Origin of the sequence: Marinobacter sp. DUT-1, assembly GCF_050379415.1 — a bacterium.
In the GTDB taxonomy this organism is placed as follows: Bacteria; Pseudomonadota; Gammaproteobacteria; order Pseudomonadales; family Oleiphilaceae; genus Marinobacter.
The window spans coordinates 114,182-129,379 of record NZ_JBNRLS010000005.1 but is presented as its reverse complement, the minus strand read 5'-3'; the positions used below and the strand labels follow the sequence as shown (position 1 = coordinate 129,379).

General features: G+C 57.0%; 13 protein-coding genes. 10 read left to right on the top strand and 3 right to left on the bottom strand.

Annotated features, from left to right (window positions below; translation table 11 throughout):
- Positions 1 to 81: 81 nt before the first annotated feature.
- The 3 genes from dtd (at position 82) to ACQUTG_RS16480 (ending at position 2,994) form a co-directional block, all read left to right on the top strand.
- Positions 82 to 537, top strand: coding sequence for a D-aminoacyl-tRNA deacylase (gene dtd / locus ACQUTG_RS16490; protein ID WP_428920452.1), 456 nt, complete (start codon positions 82 to 84; stop codon positions 535 to 537).
- 501 nt (positions 538 to 1,038) lie between these two features.
- Positions 1,039 to 2,037 carry a porin gene (locus ACQUTG_RS16485; RefSeq protein ID WP_428920451.1) on the top strand — a complete coding sequence of 333 codons (999 nt, stop codon included), beginning with the start codon at positions 1,039 to 1,041 and terminating at the stop codon, positions 2,035 to 2,037.
- Positions 2,038 to 2,133: 96 nt separating this feature from the next.
- A complete protein-coding gene (locus tag ACQUTG_RS16480) occupies positions 2,134 to 2,994 on the top strand; it encodes a CYTH domain-containing protein (protein WP_428920450.1) in 861 nt (286 codons plus the stop codon).
- Here ACQUTG_RS16480 and mgtE read toward each other — a convergent pair.
- Both mgtE and ACQUTG_RS16470 read right to left on the bottom strand, forming a co-directional pair.
- On the bottom strand, positions 2,987 to 4,342 hold the full coding sequence (gene mgtE, locus ACQUTG_RS16475) for a magnesium transporter (protein ID WP_428920449.1): 1,356 nt from the start codon (positions 4,340 to 4,342) through the stop codon (positions 2,987 to 2,989). The genes ACQUTG_RS16480 and mgtE overlap by 8 nt on opposite strands.
- The gene (locus tag ACQUTG_RS16470) at positions 4,342 to 5,505 is read right to left on the bottom strand and encodes a potassium channel family protein (protein ID WP_428920448.1); all 1,164 of its coding nucleotides are present in this window, start codon (positions 5,503 to 5,505) and stop codon (positions 4,342 to 4,344) included. Before ACQUTG_RS16470 ends, mgtE begins: the two co-directional genes overlap by 1 nt.
- Positions 5,506 to 5,585: 80 nt before the next feature.
- Here ACQUTG_RS16470 and glnE point away from each other — a divergent pair, with 80 nt between their 5' ends.
- The 3 genes from glnE to ACQUTG_RS16455 all read left to right on the top strand — a co-directional run bounded on the left by glnE (position 5,586) and on the right by ACQUTG_RS16455 (position 9,989).
- The gene (gene glnE, locus ACQUTG_RS16465; protein ID WP_428920447.1) at positions 5,586 to 8,489 is read left to right on the top strand and encodes a bifunctional [glutamate--ammonia ligase]-adenylyl-L-tyrosine phosphorylase/[glutamate--ammonia-ligase] adenylyltransferase; all 2,904 of its coding nucleotides are present in this window, start codon (positions 5,586 to 5,588) and stop codon (positions 8,487 to 8,489) included.
- Between the two features lie 79 nt (positions 8,490 to 8,568).
- Complete coding sequence (locus ACQUTG_RS16460; RefSeq protein ID WP_428920446.1) at positions 8,569 to 9,495, top strand: branched-chain amino acid transaminase; 927 nt, start codon at positions 8,569 to 8,571, stop codon at positions 9,493 to 9,495.
- A gap of 89 nt (positions 9,496 to 9,584) precedes the next feature.
- Entirely contained in the window at positions 9,585 to 9,989 is a 405-nt protein-coding gene (locus tag ACQUTG_RS16455; protein ID WP_372987431.1) for a DUF6165 family protein, read from the top strand.
- A 78-nt stretch (positions 9,990 to 10,067) separates the two neighbouring features.
- Here the strand turns inward: ACQUTG_RS16455 and ACQUTG_RS16450 are convergent, their stop codons facing one another.
- Positions 10,068 to 11,135 carry a glycosyltransferase family 9 protein gene (locus ACQUTG_RS16450; protein ID WP_428920445.1) on the bottom strand — a complete coding sequence of 356 codons (1,068 nt, stop codon included), beginning with the start codon at positions 11,133 to 11,135 and terminating at the stop codon, positions 10,068 to 10,070.
- Positions 11,136 to 11,291: 156 nt separating this feature from the next.
- On the opposite strand from ACQUTG_RS16450, the gene ACQUTG_RS16445 reads away from it, so the two are divergent.
- The 4 genes from ACQUTG_RS16445 to ACQUTG_RS16430 are packed head-to-tail and all read left to right on the top strand — an operon-like array spanning position 11,292 to position 15,183.
- The gene (locus ACQUTG_RS16445) at positions 11,292 to 12,008 is read left to right on the top strand and encodes a 3-deoxy-D-manno-octulosonic acid kinase (protein WP_428920444.1); all 717 of its coding nucleotides are present in this window, start codon (positions 11,292 to 11,294) and stop codon (positions 12,006 to 12,008) included.
- Positions 12,005 to 13,123: a glycosyltransferase family 4 protein gene (locus tag ACQUTG_RS16440; protein ID WP_428920443.1), complete on the top strand. Its 1,119-nt coding sequence runs from the start codon at positions 12,005 to 12,007 to the stop codon at positions 13,121 to 13,123. The genes ACQUTG_RS16445 and ACQUTG_RS16440 overlap by 4 nt, the downstream gene beginning before the upstream one ends.
- Positions 13,124 to 14,194, top strand: a complete 1,071-nt coding sequence (locus tag ACQUTG_RS16435; RefSeq protein WP_428920442.1) for a CDP-glycerol glycerophosphotransferase family protein — start codon at positions 13,124 to 13,126, stop codon at positions 14,192 to 14,194.
- Positions 14,194 to 15,183: a hypothetical protein gene (locus tag ACQUTG_RS16430; protein WP_428920441.1), complete on the top strand. Its 990-nt coding sequence runs from the start codon at positions 14,194 to 14,196 to the stop codon at positions 15,181 to 15,183. The genes ACQUTG_RS16435 and ACQUTG_RS16430 overlap by 1 nt, the downstream gene beginning before the upstream one ends.
- The last annotated feature ends 15 nt before the right edge of the window (positions 15,184 to 15,198 follow it).

Here is a 15,198-nt window from a genome sequence, read left to right as displayed (position 1 = left end):
AGGCGTTGGCCGGGTTGCGGTCTTCCAGGAGCGGGGATACACTCTTGCCGATTCGTAATTTCCCCGTCTGTCAGGAAGCGAATGAAAGGGCTCATCCAGAGAGTATCGGAAGCCAGTGTCACGGTTGATGGCCAGTCAGTTGGCGCTATAGGTCGTGGTGTATTACTGCTGCTCGGAGTTGAGCGGGATGACGGGGCTGCAGAGGCAAAGGAGTTGTGCCGAAAAATTCTTTCCTATCGTATCTTTCCTGACGAGCAGGGCCGTATGAACCGCAGTTTGCAGGACATCGGTGGTAGTTTGCTCGTTGTACCCCAGTTCACCCTTGCAGCCGATACCCGCTCGGGAACCCGCCCGGGTTTTTCCCTGGCAGCGAAGCCGGAAGTTGCCAATGACCTGTATAGCCAGTTCGTTCGTCAGGCGAAAGAGAGCCTGGGGGGTGAGCATGTCTCGGAAGGGCTTTTCGGGGCGGATATGAAGGTACAGTTGATCAATGACGGGCCTGTGACGTTCATGCTGGAGGTTACAGGTTTGTCATAAATGGACGTTGCACCATGACCGGGCAGCGTTCGCCTGCGTGTTTATGGATAGTGCGCTGGATAACCCGAAGGGCGTGATATCTGGCCCGGGACAGAATTTCAGATGCTTTAGTAGGCTGAATTGAAAGAAAAAAATGGCGATTGGCCTCGAATTTGTAACGCATTGGTCACAAAAACGCACAGTGCTGCTGGCTATAAAGGGTTGCCTTTCTGGTGCCAAACAAGCTAAAAATGCGCTGTTTAAAATTTGCAAATGCGGGTTCTTTGTATTAAAACAGATTCATTACTCAGTGCTTTAAGAAAGTGCTGTAAGTAGCTGAGCTACAAAGATCTGCAGTTCTGCAGGTTTTCAAAAAAAGAAGAAAAGTTATCTGGATGTCATAAAAATGACATGGAGATAATGGAGAATCCGGCACATCCAGCCTGGCTGGTAATGCCTTAAAAAAATCGGGATCAGTACCCGTCGCTAAAACCTGAGTTAACTCAAAAAGGAAGACGCAACATGAAAAAGACGCTCATCGCATCTGCTATTGCAGCAGCTACTTTCTCTGGCGCTGTTGCAGCCCAGGAAAGCAACCTGCCGACCGTTTACGGCAACATTCAGTACGCAATCACCCACACCAATGTTGACGGTGGTGGTTCTACTGTAGATCACTTCGACAACGGTACTACTCTGGGTGTGAAGCACGACCACGAGATTGCACCGGGCATCACCGGTTTCCTGAAAATGGAACTGGAAGGCATCAACGCTGACGATAAAGCTGCCAGCAGCGGTATCGACAAGCTGGACGAGGCCTACATCGGTGTGAAGGGCGACAGCTTTGGTCAGGTCTGGGTTGGTTCCGACGACTCCATGTACGAGAGCGCCATCGACAAGATCGTGAACTTCCACGAAGTAGGTACTGGTATTGGCGGTAGCTACGACACCGGCGAAGGTGACCTGGTTCAGTACTTGTCTCCGTCCTTTGGCGGCCTGAAGCTGGGTGCAGCTGTTCAGGTTAACGGCGACGGCGATGCAGATAACAACGGCAAGTCCTACCCGTACCAGGTGGCCGCTATGTACAGCATCGATGCGCTCGAGCTCGCTGTAGCGATGGACTCAAACGACGGGAATACCTCCTACTCCAGCAATGATCCATCCTTCAATAACGAAAACACTTACGGTGTACGTGCTACCTACGCCATGGGTGATTTCAGCCTGACTGGTGAATACCAGACCCGCAAGGACGTTGGTGACGAGTACGGCGTGATCGGTGTGTACGCGCTGGGTGCCAACCAGTTCTCCCTGTCTTACCAGCTGGTTGAGTCTGATGCTCCGGATGCAACCAACGGTGATCAGAAAGACGTCGTTGCCCTGCAGGCCCTGCACAACGTCTCCGACAACATGTACGTCTACTTCGAAGGCTACCTGTACGGCTCTGACAACAACGAGTTCGTGCTGGAAGGTGGCGCTGGTGACGAGCAGTCCATCGCTGCAATCGGTGGTGTATACTACTTCTGATCAGCTAACCAGCTAATCAAGTAGTCAAAAACCGGTGACCTTCGGGTCGCCGGTTTTTTTATGTATGCTCAGGCAAAACCTGACAGGAAACTGGAAATGGCAGAAGAACTCGAGATCAAGTTGACGGTTGCAGAGGCGGACCAGCAAAAGGTTGAGGCCTGGCTGTCCAATGACGCGACCGCTGAATATGTTGGTGAAAAATCACTGATCAACCGCTATTTCGATACGCCAGCGGCCGACCTGAATCGGCAAAAGGCCGCCCTGAGAGTCCGTCAGGCCGGCGACAAGTCCATCCAGACCCTCAAGACCCGCGGGGAATTCGTCAATGGTGCCCACCGTCGGCAGGAGTGGGAGTGGCCGCTGCCGGGACCGGACCTGAGCCTCGGGCTGCTGGCGGACACACCATTGGCTGATCGGGTCAACCTGGCTGAACTTGAGGTCGTGTTTGAAACCAATTTTCAGCGCCGTATCTGGATGATCCGGCAGAATGGGGCCGAGGTGGAAGTGGTGCTGGACTCGGGAACGGTAGTCAGTGGTGATCAATCGGTGGCCCTGAACGAAGTGGAGTTCGAGCTCAAGGCTGGCAATGCGGACGTCCTGATGCAGTTGGCCAGAGAGCTGGCGGGGCAGGTGCCGGTTTTTCTCAACCTGGTCAGCAAGGCCGAGCAGGGGTATTTTTTGGCGGGACTCTACCGGCCGGAGCGTGTGCAGGCTGACCATGAGCTTTCGGTTACGGAATTCCTGTATCAGTTGAGTTTGGGTTGGCTTATCGGAACTTCCATCGGGTTTTCAGAGTCGGCTTTATCACAGGTACATCATGCTGCGGTAGAGACGAAAGTTGAGGGGCTCTGGCAAGAGCTGCGGCAGGAAATGGCTTCAGGTAAATCGGTACCGGAGCTTGTCCGGCACCTCCCGCGACTGGGTGAGCTGCAGCTTGCTCTGGCCTCTGTCAGCTGAGCCCCAGCAGGGCAGTAGCAACACTGAAGTAGATGAGCACGCCGCTGACGTCCGCAATGGTGGTAATCAGGGGCATGCTCGCCGTGGCGGGGTCAATCTTGAGTTTGTCCAGCAGGAACGGCAGGAGCATGCCGATCAGGCTTCCGATCATGACGACGGTGATCATGGTAATGGCGACCACCGCGGCAATTTCAGGACCTGCCCGCATAAACCCCACCACCATGACAGCCACGGCCATGGTAACGCCAAGGGCGCCGGCTACCAGGGTTTCCTTGCCAAGAAGGCGGCCCCAGTCCGCAACGGACACATCGCCCGTGGCCATGCCCCGAACCATTAGCGTGGCGGATTGGGCACCCGCATTGCCAGCACTTGCCACCAGTAGCGGCATGAAGAAGAGCAGGGCGATGTGCTCGGAGATGGTTTCCTCGAAATAGGCAATGCCGGCGCCGGTAAAGATATTGGCAAACACCAGGATCACCAGCCAGTGTACCCTGGAGCGATACAGGGAAAAGGCTGTGGCATTTTTCAGTTTGGTATCCAGCTTGCCGACCGTTGCCCCCTTGTGGATATCTTCGGTTGCCTCCGCTTCGGCGACATCCATGGCGTCGTCGTAGGTGACAATACCCACCAACCGTTCGTCGTGATCCAGAATGGGGAGAGCCAGCAGGTCGTACCGGGCAATCAGCCTGGCGACTTCTTCCTGTGGGGTGTCCGTTCTGGCCGTTACCAGGCCGGTGGCGATCAGTTTATCGACCGGGGTGCCGGGCATGGCGGTAATCAGATTTCTCAGGGAAACCGCACCCACCAGCTTCTGGTCGCTGTCGATGACGTAGGCGTGGTAGATGGTCTCCTTGTCCGGTGCGGTATTCCTGAGCAGGTTGATGGCTTCGCTGGCGGACATGCCGGTGTGGATGACGGCATATTCCGAGCTCATCAGGGCGCCGGCGGTGCCTTCTTCAAAACTTGCCAGCCGCCGCAGGTCTTCCCGTTCCTTGCTGGCCAGTGACTGGAACAGGGTATGCTGGCGGTCCTCAGTCAGAATATTGAAGAAATCGGCCCGTTCGTCGGAAGACATGGCCGTGACCAGTTCCGCCAGATCCGGGGTGGGGAGCTGATCTGCAATCGCCGCCTGGATGGTCGGACCTATGTAACCGAACACCTTGGCGCCCTGCTCTCTGGGCAGGGCTCTGAGCAGTCGGACCCCTTCATCGTGGCCGGGATGCTCTTCAGCAAATTCAGCAAGGTCGGCTGCGTTGAAAGTGGCGGCAGCCGCCCGAATCTGAGCTTCATCGTCGCTTGTGATCGCTTCAAACAGAGGCTGATAGAATTCGGGTTCCAGATAAGACATCAGCTGCTGTGCTCTGCGGTATCGGGTTTGTCGTTGTTATGCATGCCCCGCCACTGCTTGAGGAATTCGCGGTAACGGCCCAGCGCCTCTTCCACCACCTCGACACTCGGCGTGTCGGTGGACTTCACCAGCACGATCAGTCCCTTGCCTTCGACTTCCTCGTTGGTTGGTGGGTGACAGACCACTTCATCGTCGTGGTCAATGTAGGCCAGGGCAGTGCCAATGCCGTGGCGAACCAGTGCACTGACGATGTCTGCCCAGGTGAGATCGTCCAGCTCGAGGTCATAACGGTGAGGGTGGTCCCGTTCGTAGTTGAACAGATCTTCCAGCACCTTTTCGGAGCCAGGAGCGACCACGGCCCGCACCATGATCTCCGGGTAGGTACGCACCGGTCGGATGATGGTCCGGATGCCCAGGGCCTTGAACCGTTCCCGGTTGCGGTCGCTGACGCACTCCACCGTCGTTCGCCCCCCAAGGTTGGACTCTGACAGGCGGTGTGCGATGTCGAACGTCAGGCTGTCGGAGGTCGGGTCCGCCTCATCCGCCGCCAGCACGATGATGTGCCTGGCGCTGCCGGCATGGGCGGCCTTCAGTGCTTCCGGATCACTGCCGGAGCCGTGATAATGCACCACGCCGCAGTCGGACAGCTCGGAGGGCAGTCCGGAGGGAAACTGGCGAGTTACCAGCATGATCGGAATGGTTTCATACCCCGGGATAGCGCGTACCTGGGAGGCAAAGCGCATGAAATACTGCGCGCCCCCGGTTTGGGGTGTATTGATGATGACAATGTGCTCTTTCATTTTGTAAACCCAGCGCCCTTGTATGATTCGTTCCCGCCGATAGAAACGGTATTCGATGAAATCACTGATAATAATGGTGAGCATGGTGATCACGCCCACGAACATGATCAGCATGGTGCTTATTCGTCCCGCCGGCGTCTTCGGGGAGAAGTCCCCATAGCCGACGGTTGTTGCCGTGGTGAGGGTGAGCCAGATGGCTTCGAACAGGTCCAGATCTTCTGCCGCCCAGATGATCAGAATCTGCAGTGTGATCATGGCGATCAGAATCAGGAAAAGCCGTTTCATCCGCGACCGGATAATGCGCCCCATGGGCAGGTGAGTCTCGGCATGCTCCGGATTGAGGGAGCGTCTGAGTGGCAGCATTCGGTGGACGGGCCTGTTCAGTCGTGGGTGAGTACGGTATACAGTACCGAAAATATAACAGAGAGACAGGGGTTTGCATTATGTCCGCGCCATGGAGTGCCTTGCCGTCACCAATCGCCGAAGAGGTCGCCGAATGCTGGGAATCGGTTTTCCCGGAGGGAGTGCCGGGCTGGCTGGTTGAGGATGAGGCGGTCCCGGATTCCGTGGTTGCCGATGCGGTTGGTCGCAGTCTTTTCCTGCGTCAGACCCTCGAGCGGCATGCGGATCAGGTCAGGCAAGCGGTGACATCCCGCCATCTCTCCGAACCAACAACACCGGAATACCTGGCAAAACGCTGGCAGGAATACCTTGAGCGAGTCGATGGAGAGCCGGCGCTCCATGCGGCCCTGCGGCGGTTCCGGCGGGAAATCCAGTTCCGCATCATCTGGCGTGACCTGCTTCGGTGGGCAGATCTGGCCGAAACCATGGCAGCGGCCAGCGCGTTTGCGGACACCTGTATCGACGGCGCCCTGGGCTGGCTTTATCAAGACTCCTGCGAGCAGTTTGGCACCCCTTATGGCGAGGACCCCGTCACCGGCGAGGAGGCTCCCCAGCCCCTGGTTGTGATCGGCATGGGCAAGCTCGGCGGTCGCGAACTCAATGTATCTTCGGACATCGACCTGATCTTCGCGTTTCCCGGCAAAGGCGAAACCCGCGGTGGCCGGCGTTCGCTGGATAATCAGCAATTCTTCATTCGCCTGGGTCAGCGCCTGATCCAGGCCCTGGACCAGATAACGGCGGACGGCTTTGTCTTCCGGGTGGACATGCGGTTGCGTCCCTACGGACAGAGCGGAGCCCTGGCGCTGAGCTTTGCGGCACTGGAAACCTACTACCAGGACCAGGGTCGGGACTGGGAACGCTACGCCATGGTGAAGTCCCGGGTGGTTGCCGGCGACCAGGAGGCGGGGCAGGTGTTGATGGACAGCTTGCGCCCGTTCGTCTATCGCAAGTACATCGACTTCAGCGCCTTCGAATCCCTGCGCAGCATGAAGGCCATGATCAGCCGGGAGGTGCGTCGCAAGGGCCTGGAAAACAACATCAAGCTGGGCAGCGGTGGCATCCGGGAAATCGAGTTCGTGGTCCAGGCCTTCCAGCTGATCCGGGGTGGCAGGGATCGGGAACTGCAGCAGCGGGAGCTGCTGACGATTCTGAAAGAGCTGGAAGCCCTCGAGCTTCTGCCTTCCGGGGTCGTCAGTGAATTACGGGAGGCCTACATATTCCTGAGGAATCTCGAGCACGCCTTACAGGGTATCGAGGACAAGCAGACTCAAACCCTGCCGGAGGATGATCTGAATCGTGCACGTGTTGCCCTGATCATGGGCTTTGATTCCTGGGGCGAGTGCCAGACGGTTCTGGACGAGCACCGTGAGCGGGTTGCTACCCATTTTGCCAACATCATTGCCACCGAAGAGGAAGAAGAGGCCGGAGAGTCGGAGCTCGCCGAGGAATGGCAGGAAATCTGGCTGGCGGAGATGGACGATGAGAGCGCCCGGGACTGGCTCGAAGAGCAGGGTTATGAAAACCCCGAGGGGAGTTGTCGTGAGCTGACAGAGCTTCGGGATAGCCGAACCGTCGAGACCCTCCAGACTCAGGGCCGGAAACGCCTCAACCAGTTCATGCCCGTGCTACTGGATGCCCTGACCGAAGTGGAGAATCCTTCGCAGACATTGTCCCGGGTGTTGCAGCTGGTCAGCGCAATCCTGCGACGTACCGCCTACATGGTTCTGCTGCTGGAAAATCCCGGCGCCCGCACCCAGCTGGTCCGCCTGTGCAGCGAAAGCCCCTGGGTGGCGCAACAGCTGGCGGAGACGCCGTTACTGCTGGATGAACTGCTCAATGCAGAGAGCCTGTACACGCCTCCAGCCAAGGAAGAGCTCCAGGATGATCTGCGCCAGCAGATGCTGCGGATTCCGTATGAGGATCTCGAAGAGCAGATGGAGTCCCTGCGCCATTTCAAGAAGGCGCATATCCTCCGGGTGGCTGCTTCGGAGCTCAAAGGTACCCTGCCATTGATGAAGGTGAGCGATTACCTGACCTGGATCGCCGAGGTGGTGCTGGATCATGTGGTGGATGTGGCCTTCGCCAACCTGGTCAGCCGCCATGGGTATCCGCGGCGGGCAGACGGCTCCGCCTGTGAGACCGATTTCGCCATCATCGGCTACGGCAAGCTGGGTGGAATCGAGCTGGGGTATACATCGGACCTGGATCTGGTATTCGTACACAAAGCCGATCCGGAACAGTCCACCGATGGTGAAAAGCCCATTGATAACGCGGTGTTCTTCACCCGCCTTGGCCAGAGAATCGTGCATATCCTCAGCACCCAGACCCCCTCGGGGCAGCTGTACGAGGTGGATATGAGGCTGCGGCCCTCTGGCAATTCCGGGCTCCTGGTGACGACCTTGAGCGCCTTCGAGAAGTACCAGCGCAACGATGCCTGGACCTGGGAGCACCAGGCCCTCGCCCGGGCCCGTGGCGTGGCCGGCTGCACGGAGACTCTGGAGGCTTTCGAGGCCATCCGCCATGACATTCTCTGCCAGCAGCGCGACCGGTCGAAACTCCGGGAAGAAGTGGTGGAGATGCGGGAGAAAATGCGGGCAAGCCTGGGTACACCGGAGAGCAGGCGCTCCGAGGTGTTTCATATCAAGCACGACTCCGGCGGCATTGTCGACATCGAATTCATGGTGCAGTACCTGATGTTGGCGTGGTGTTCCGACCACCCCGAACTGACCCAGTGGTCTGACAATATCCGCCAGATGGAAGAGCTGGGGCGGGCCGGTGTGTTGCCGGTAGAGGACACGGAAAAGCTGAGGGAGACCTTCATAACCCTGCGTTCGACCATCCATCGCCGCGCCCTGCAGAACCTGAATAGCCAGGTGGAGGGGAGTGCGTTCCCGGAAGAGCGTGACTACATCCAAAGTATGTGGAAAAAAGTGATGCTTAATTAGTAAGCTAAATTTATTTTCCCTGAGTTTTCCTGCTAGAATGCCGACTCCCCGAAAACCGCTTTTTTAGGAGCAGAAAACAATGTCGATGGCTGATCGCGATGGCCTTATCTGGCTCGACGGTGAAATGGTTCCCTGGCGGGAAGCCAAAACCCACGTCCTGACTCACACCCTGCATTATGGCCTTGGCTGTTTTGAAGGCGTGCGAGCCTACAACACCGCGAACGGCCCGGCGATTTTCCGCCTGAAAGAGCATACCGACCGCCTGTTCCGCTCGGCCCACATCCTGAACATGAAAATGCCGTTCACCAAGGATGAGGTTAACGAGGCCCAGCGCGCGGCGGTACGTGAAAACAACCTCGACGAAGCTTACATCCGCCCGATGGTGTTCCTGGGCTCCGAAGGTATGGGGCTGCGCGCCGACAACCTGAAAGTTCATATCATGGTTGCCGCCTGGAGCTGGCCGTCCTACATGTCTCCGGAGGCGAAGGAGATCGGCATCAAGGTGCGTACCTCCTCCTATACCCGTCACCACGTCAACATCACCATGTGCAAGGCCAAGGCGAACGGCAACTACATCAACTCCATGCTGGCGTTGAATGAGGCCATCTCCGGCGGTGCCGAGGAAGCCCTGTTGCTGGATAACGAGGGGTATGTTGCGGAAGGCTCCGGGGAGAACATCTTCATCGTCCGTGATGGCGTGCTGCACACCCCTGAGCTGACCTCCTGCCTCGAGGGCATCACCCGTGCCACGATCATCGACTTCGCCAGGGACATGGGGTTGCAGGTGAAAGAACGCCGCATCACCCGGGACGAGGTGTATGTGGCAGAGGAAGCATTCTTCACAGGCACCGCAGCAGAGGTGCTGCCCATCCGGGAACTGGATGGTCGTATCATTGGTGAAGGCAAGCGCGGTCCGGTGACCGAGCAACTGCAGTCACGTTACTTTGATGCCGTGAAGGGCAAGCTGCCCGAGCACGGTGACTGGCTGACGCTGGTCAAAGGCTGATTTATCAGAAAAATCGATAGCCGCCGGATCTGTGAATCAGCCGGCGGCTTTCTTGTATATTCAGAAACACTTTCTTTCAGGACGAGCAAATGGCAGATGTAATCAAGGTACCGGTATCCTTTGGTGAGGTACTCGACAAAATCACCATCCTCGAAATCAAGTCCGAGCGAATCAAGGATGAGGCGAAGCTGAAAAATGTGCGCCTCGAGCTCGACGAGCTGACCGAAACCTGGAACGAGGCAGTCAAGGATCAAAGTGCTATCGAAGATCTTCGCAAGCAGCTCAAAGCTGTGAACGAAGAGCTCTGGGTGATTGAGGATGACATCCGGGATCAGGAAGCCGCGCAGGACTTCGGCCCCCGCTTTATCGAGCTGGCCCGCGCCGTCTACGTAACCAACGACAAGCGCGCGGCCATCAAGAAAGAAGTCAACCTGGCATTGGGCTCCCGTTTCGTGGAAGAGAAGTCCTACCAGGACTACACCGCTCGGAAATAACGGTAACCCGGAAAGTTGGCGGCGGAGACGCCGGGGTCAGAAGAAAGCTTTCTTCTGACCCCTTGTTCAAAGCCAGGGTCAGGAAGACGGGGTCAGATGAACGCTTTCATCTGACTCCATGTTCACACTGACCCAACGATCCAGCATCTCGGTAACATCCTGCACTGTCACCAGCTCCATCGCCCCCTCGAATTCAGCCTTGGCCCCCCAGCGCGCCTCGTCAACGGTTTTGCCCGTGAACTTCTGGAGTGCCTCGGGATAACGGTTTACACACCACCGGATAGAGTTATAAGGCCCTGAGCGGTTGGGGTTGCTCGCCGCGAACAGCCCGATTACATCAGTGCCGACGGCGCTCGCGATGTGCGCCGGGCCAGTGTCCGGCGCGATGACCAGGTCGGCATGGGTCATCAGCGCCGTCAGTTGTTTGAGGGTATCCTTGCCGCAGATATTGTGGGGATTTTCTTCCATTGCTGACTCTATGGCGGCGCAGTACTCAAGCTCGAAAGGAGCCGGACTTCCCACCAGGATGACATTCAACCCGTGCTGTCGAATTGCATAATCGGCAAGTTGTGCGTAACGCTCTGCCGGCCAGTTGCGCAATGTATGGCTGGCACAAGGACTGATGACCAGGTTCCTCCGATCGTTGGCCAGGTGCTCTTTGGCAAAATCATGGTCCGAACTGCTCAGGGGAATAGTCCAGCGGGGCGGTGCTGCTTCGAGTCCCAAGGGCTCGAGGAAGCTGGCAAGGCAGTCCCTGACATGCTGTTGTGCCGCCGGTGCAATCCGACGGTTGACGAAAAGACTATGAAGATCCTTGCTCCGGGCCTTGTCGTAACCGACCCGGATTTTCGCAGGGATACAGGCGGATGCGAGGTTGGCGCGGAATGCCACCTGCATGTGCAGCAAGGCATCAAACCTGCGCCCCTTCATTTGTCTGCGCAGATCCGCGTAGCCTGCCCGCCCCGCTTTCTTGTCAAAGATGATGAACTCGACTCCTGGCAGGTCGCCGATCAGTTTGGCTTCGATCTTTCCGATCACCCAGGTGATTTTTACGCCCGGTACTTGTTCCTGGAGGCTTAGTACCACCGGAATTACATGGGTGACATCGCCAATAGCAGACAGGCGGAGAATGCAGATAGACTTCATCAGGTAACAATCCGTTAAGCGTTCGGGCAGCGGGTTTGTGGAGCTTTGCCGGTAATCATTGATAAACTGGCGGCCATTCTATCGTACTCGCCGGCGAAGGTCCCGAAGGGCGCCCGGGCCGAGTGTTGTCGTGTCTGTTCTGGTGTCCCGGTGACCATGGCTGAATCCGAAATCTGTTTGCGGGAAGAAGGCTCCGTACTGTTGGTCCATCCCGACTATAAGGGGCGGGTAACTGTCGACTGGTTTCGTCCAGGGTTCTGGGGGGCAAAGGCGCAGCCGGTAAGCAGTGGAGGCCGTGGCGGAGCGTGGTTTATCGATACCGGCACGGGGCAGGTGGTACTGCGCGAGTACCGCCGGGGTGGTCTTGTAGCACGGATTTCCGAGCAGAGTTATGTATTCACCCGCGAGCAGGATGTCCGGTCTTTTGCCGAGTTTCGCCTGCTTAATCGCCTGGTCGGCATGGGGCTGCCAGTTCCGACGCCGGTTGCGGCGTGGTACCGGAAGGGCTCGGTGTTCCTGTACCAGGCCGCAATTATTATTGAGCGCCTGGCAGATACAACTCCCCTGGCTGACCTGATCCCGACGCTGGATGTCGCTGACTGGGAAGTCCTTGGAGGAACAGTTCGCCGCTTTCATGATGCCGGCGTGCGCCACGCTGACCTGAATTGTTTCAATGTTCTGGTGAGAGACGGTACCTACTTCCTGATTGATTTTGACAAGGGGCGTATCATGCCGGGTCAGGCGCCAGAAAAGTGGAAGGCCAGTAACCTCGAACGTTTTGCCCGTTCGATCCGGAAGGTAGCGGGTAAGTCAGCCCTGGACAGGGTGTGGGATTCATTTATGAACGGATATAACGGGAGCCAAACTTCTTGAGCGATCAGCAACAAAAGCGAGCTCTGCCAGCCATTCTGTGTCTGACGGATGCCTGTGACCGCCCTGAAACCGAGCTGTTTATCGGTTTGCGTAATGCCGGGTTCGATGTGGACGTTATGTGTAACCCGAAGGGCCGGAATTATCAGAGGCTGGTTGACGAGGGAATGGTTGCCGAGCCTATTGCCCTGAAAAACCGGTTCGACAAAGAGGGCACTGGGGCTATTCGTGAGCAGTTGCATCGCAAGCGGTATGACGTGATTCATGCGTTTAACCCGCGTGCGCTCGCTTGCGGGTTGAGAGCTTCAAGGGGAATGGACATCCGGATTGTCGCCTACCGGGGGGTTATTGGAAATATCAGTTTCCTGAATCCGGAATCCTGGATCACCTTCCTTCATCCCCGGGTAAGCAAGATTGTCTGCGTGGCGGATGCCATCCGGGAGCACCTCGCGGAGATCCGCTTTCTGTGGATGAAGATTCCCGAGCGTAAACTGCAGCGCATTTACAAGGGGCATGACCTGAGTTGGTACCAGGACGAACCGACGGATCTGGCGGAATTCGGGGTTCCGGAAGGGGAGTTCGTGGTCTGTTGCACTGGGCGTGATCGCCCCCGGAAAGGATTTGATGTGCTGGTCGACGCCATCGACAGATTACCTGAAGATGTCAGGTTGCACCTCGTGCTTGTGGGCGACGTGATCAATAATAAGGAGCTAAGAGCCCAGATAGAGGGCACCTCCCATCCCGAACGCATCCATTTCACGGGCTACCGGTCGGATGCTCCCGGCATTGCCGCAGCCAGCGATGTATTTGTCCTGCCCTCCATCGAGCGTGAGGGGTTGCCGCGGGCGGTGATTGAAGCGATGGCTTATTCGGTGCCTCCTGTTGTAACGCGGGTAGGCGGGATGCCGGAATTGGTTGAAGATGGTGTCAGCGGCCTCGTTGTACCACAAAAGGATGCCTCAGCCCTGTCAGGGGCCATTGAGCGCCTTTACCGGGATCGTGAGCTGCTTGCACGCATGGGAAAAGCTGCTCAGGATCGGATTGCGACGCGCTTTCACACCTCACAGACCGTCCGTGAGACCGGAGAGCTCTACAAATCACTGACAGGCAAAAGCTGAATGCGCCGGTATCTCTTTTTTGTAAACCAGCCCTATTCCTACTCGATTCTCCGTCCGTTGCAGGACGAGATCAGGCGTCGTGGTGACGAGGCTGCATGGTTTGTCGCCGGCTGTTCCACTGCGCCTCTCAAAGCCGACGAGCGGCGGCTGAGGACGGTCAGGGAAGTGATGGATTACGGAGCTGACGCTACCTTCGTTCCCGGTGACTGGGTGCCTTACTTTTTCCCGGGTATCAAGGTCGAAGTATTTCACGGCATGGCGCGGAACAAGCGAGGCCACAGCAGTGAGGAGGAGAGCGACCATTACCGCATCCGTGGCTGGTTTGATCTTTACTGCACACACGCGGAAAAGGACACAGCCAAGTTCGGGGAGCTGGCGGAAAAGCATGGCCATTTTGCGGTCTCCCACACCGGGTGGCCCAAGCTGGATCCGCTCCTGTCACAACCGCTCAAAGGCAGGAGAGAGCGGCAGCCGGGAGAGCCTCCGGTGGTGTTTTATGCCTCCACGTTCAGCCGGTCCGTAACGTCTGCACCGGCTCTGGTTGAGAAGATTGGCGAGCTCTCCAGAAGTGGTCAATGGAAGTTTATCGTGACACTGCATCCGAAGATGGACCCGGATATCGTCGAACGTTACCGGCAACTTGCCAGCGAGAATCTTCGCTTTGTCGAGAGTGATGAAGATCTGTTGCCTATCCTTCCCGAGGCAGACGTCATGCTGTGCGATACCTCATCCATCATGTTCGAGTTCATGTTTCTTGACCGCCCGGTGGTGACCTTCAGGACAAAGATGCCCGGACCGTACCTCATAGATGTTGAGCAAATCGAAGAGGTTGAACCGGCGCTGGAAACAGCTATGGAATATCCGGAAGACCTGATGGCAGCGACCCGCTCGCTGTGCGAGGACTTGCACAGTTTCCGCGATGGTCAGTCGAGTGCCAGGGTACTGGATGCTGTTGATGATTTTCTCGTCAGTAAAAAGGCCGGTCTGCGCCGGAAGCCGCTGAATCTTCTAAGAAAAATAAAGGTCAGGCGGCGACTGCGTAAAGAGCTGGATAAGATGCGTGAAGACTGATGGCCACTAATGTCTTCGTGGCAAGCACGCCTTTGCAGCTGATCAGCTGCGCTGAAGCCAAAGCCCATTACAGGTGCCCGGACTCTTCCTGCCTGTTGATTATTGCAAGGCCGGATAACAGGGTTACAGAAGTCCAGATGGCCTACTTGCTGGATAAACTGGGGTGGAGGGGAGTCGAGGTAGTCTATCTCCGAAAAAGTACGTTCTATCTCCGCCTTGCATCCGTTTTCCGAAGATTGTCAGACCGACAGATTGATTCTCTCTTTATTGGCAACCAGTCCAGCTGGATTCATGAGTCGTTCTATCTGGGGCTATGCTGGAAGCAGCTGATTTTCGTCGACGATGGGCTTGCGACAGTAAAGTACTACCATGCCATTCACAGCGAAGGTCTTGCTTCGAGGATTACCGCGGGCAAGCGTCGGTTGTTGATCAGACTCGGGGTCCATTTGCACAGTGTCATCCCGAAACGCGTCAGTTTCTTCACCTGTTTTCCGCTGAAGAGTTCCGACAGGGTGGGTGTCGAGACCCATGATTTTCCAGTGTTTCGTCGGACCTTCCAGCCTGAACCCGGGGCAAAGAGTGGCATGCCCCTCGTCGGCTTTATCGGGCAGCCGTTCGGCGGTAAAGATCGCCTCACGCAGATGCGATCGCAGGTGGGACATGTGGTTGATCGGCACCCGGGGGCGAAGATCGTCTACTTCATGCACCGAAAAGAGCGACGCCGGGAACTGGAGCAGGCTCTGGTGGATCTGCCTATTGAATTGCGTTCTTCCCCGCGTTGGCCGATTGAAGTTGAAGTGGCGCTTTCCCGGGAGTCATACGTGGCGTTTTACAGCTTCACCTCGACCGCCTTGTTTACCCTTAAGAAAATCTTCCCCGAGTTATCCGTCTATCAGATTGACGACGCTGTTCTCGCCGCAAAGCTCCCGTTTTACGGCGAAGTCCAAAGCATGTTTCGGGGAGCAGGCGTTGAAACTACCCGACTCTGACTCGAGGATTGATCC

What these genes read in the sequence shown, in the direction of transcription:
- ACQUTG_RS16485 (WP_428920451.1), top strand. Translation starts at nt 1,039, where the DNA reads ATGAAAAAGACGCTCATCGCATCTGCTATTGCAGCAGCTACTTTCTCT.
- dtd (WP_428920452.1), top strand. Translation starts at nt 82, where the DNA reads ATGAAAGGGCTCATCCAGAGAGTATCGGAAGCCAGTGTCACGGTTGAT.
- ACQUTG_RS16445 (WP_428920444.1), top strand. Translation starts at nt 11,292, where the DNA reads ATGGCTGAATCCGAAATCTGTTTGCGGGAAGAAGGCTCCGTACTGTTG.
- ACQUTG_RS16480 (WP_428920450.1), top strand. Translation starts at nt 2,134, where the DNA reads ATGGCAGAAGAACTCGAGATCAAGTTGACGGTTGCAGAGGCGGACCAG.
- glnE (WP_428920447.1), top strand. Translation starts at nt 5,586, where the DNA reads ATGTCCGCGCCATGGAGTGCCTTGCCGTCACCAATCGCCGAAGAGGTC.
- ACQUTG_RS16430 (WP_428920441.1), top strand. Translation starts at nt 14,194, where the DNA reads ATGGCCACTAATGTCTTCGTGGCAAGCACGCCTTTGCAGCTGATCAGC.
- mgtE (WP_428920449.1), bottom strand. Translation starts at nt 4,342, where the DNA reads ATGTCTTATCTGGAACCCGAATTCTATCAGCCTCTGTTTGAAGCGATC.
- ACQUTG_RS16455 (WP_372987431.1), top strand. Translation starts at nt 9,585, where the DNA reads ATGGCAGATGTAATCAAGGTACCGGTATCCTTTGGTGAGGTACTCGAC.
- ACQUTG_RS16450 (WP_428920445.1), bottom strand. Translation starts at nt 11,135, where the DNA reads ATGAAGTCTATCTGCATTCTCCGCCTGTCTGCTATTGGCGATGTCACC.
- ACQUTG_RS16470 (WP_428920448.1), bottom strand. Translation starts at nt 5,505, where the DNA reads ATGCTGCCACTCAGACGCTCCCTCAATCCGGAGCATGCCGAGACTCAC.
- ACQUTG_RS16435 (WP_428920442.1), top strand. Translation starts at nt 13,124, where the DNA reads ATGCGCCGGTATCTCTTTTTTGTAAACCAGCCCTATTCCTACTCGATT.
- ACQUTG_RS16460 (WP_428920446.1), top strand. Translation starts at nt 8,569, where the DNA reads ATGTCGATGGCTGATCGCGATGGCCTTATCTGGCTCGACGGTGAAATG.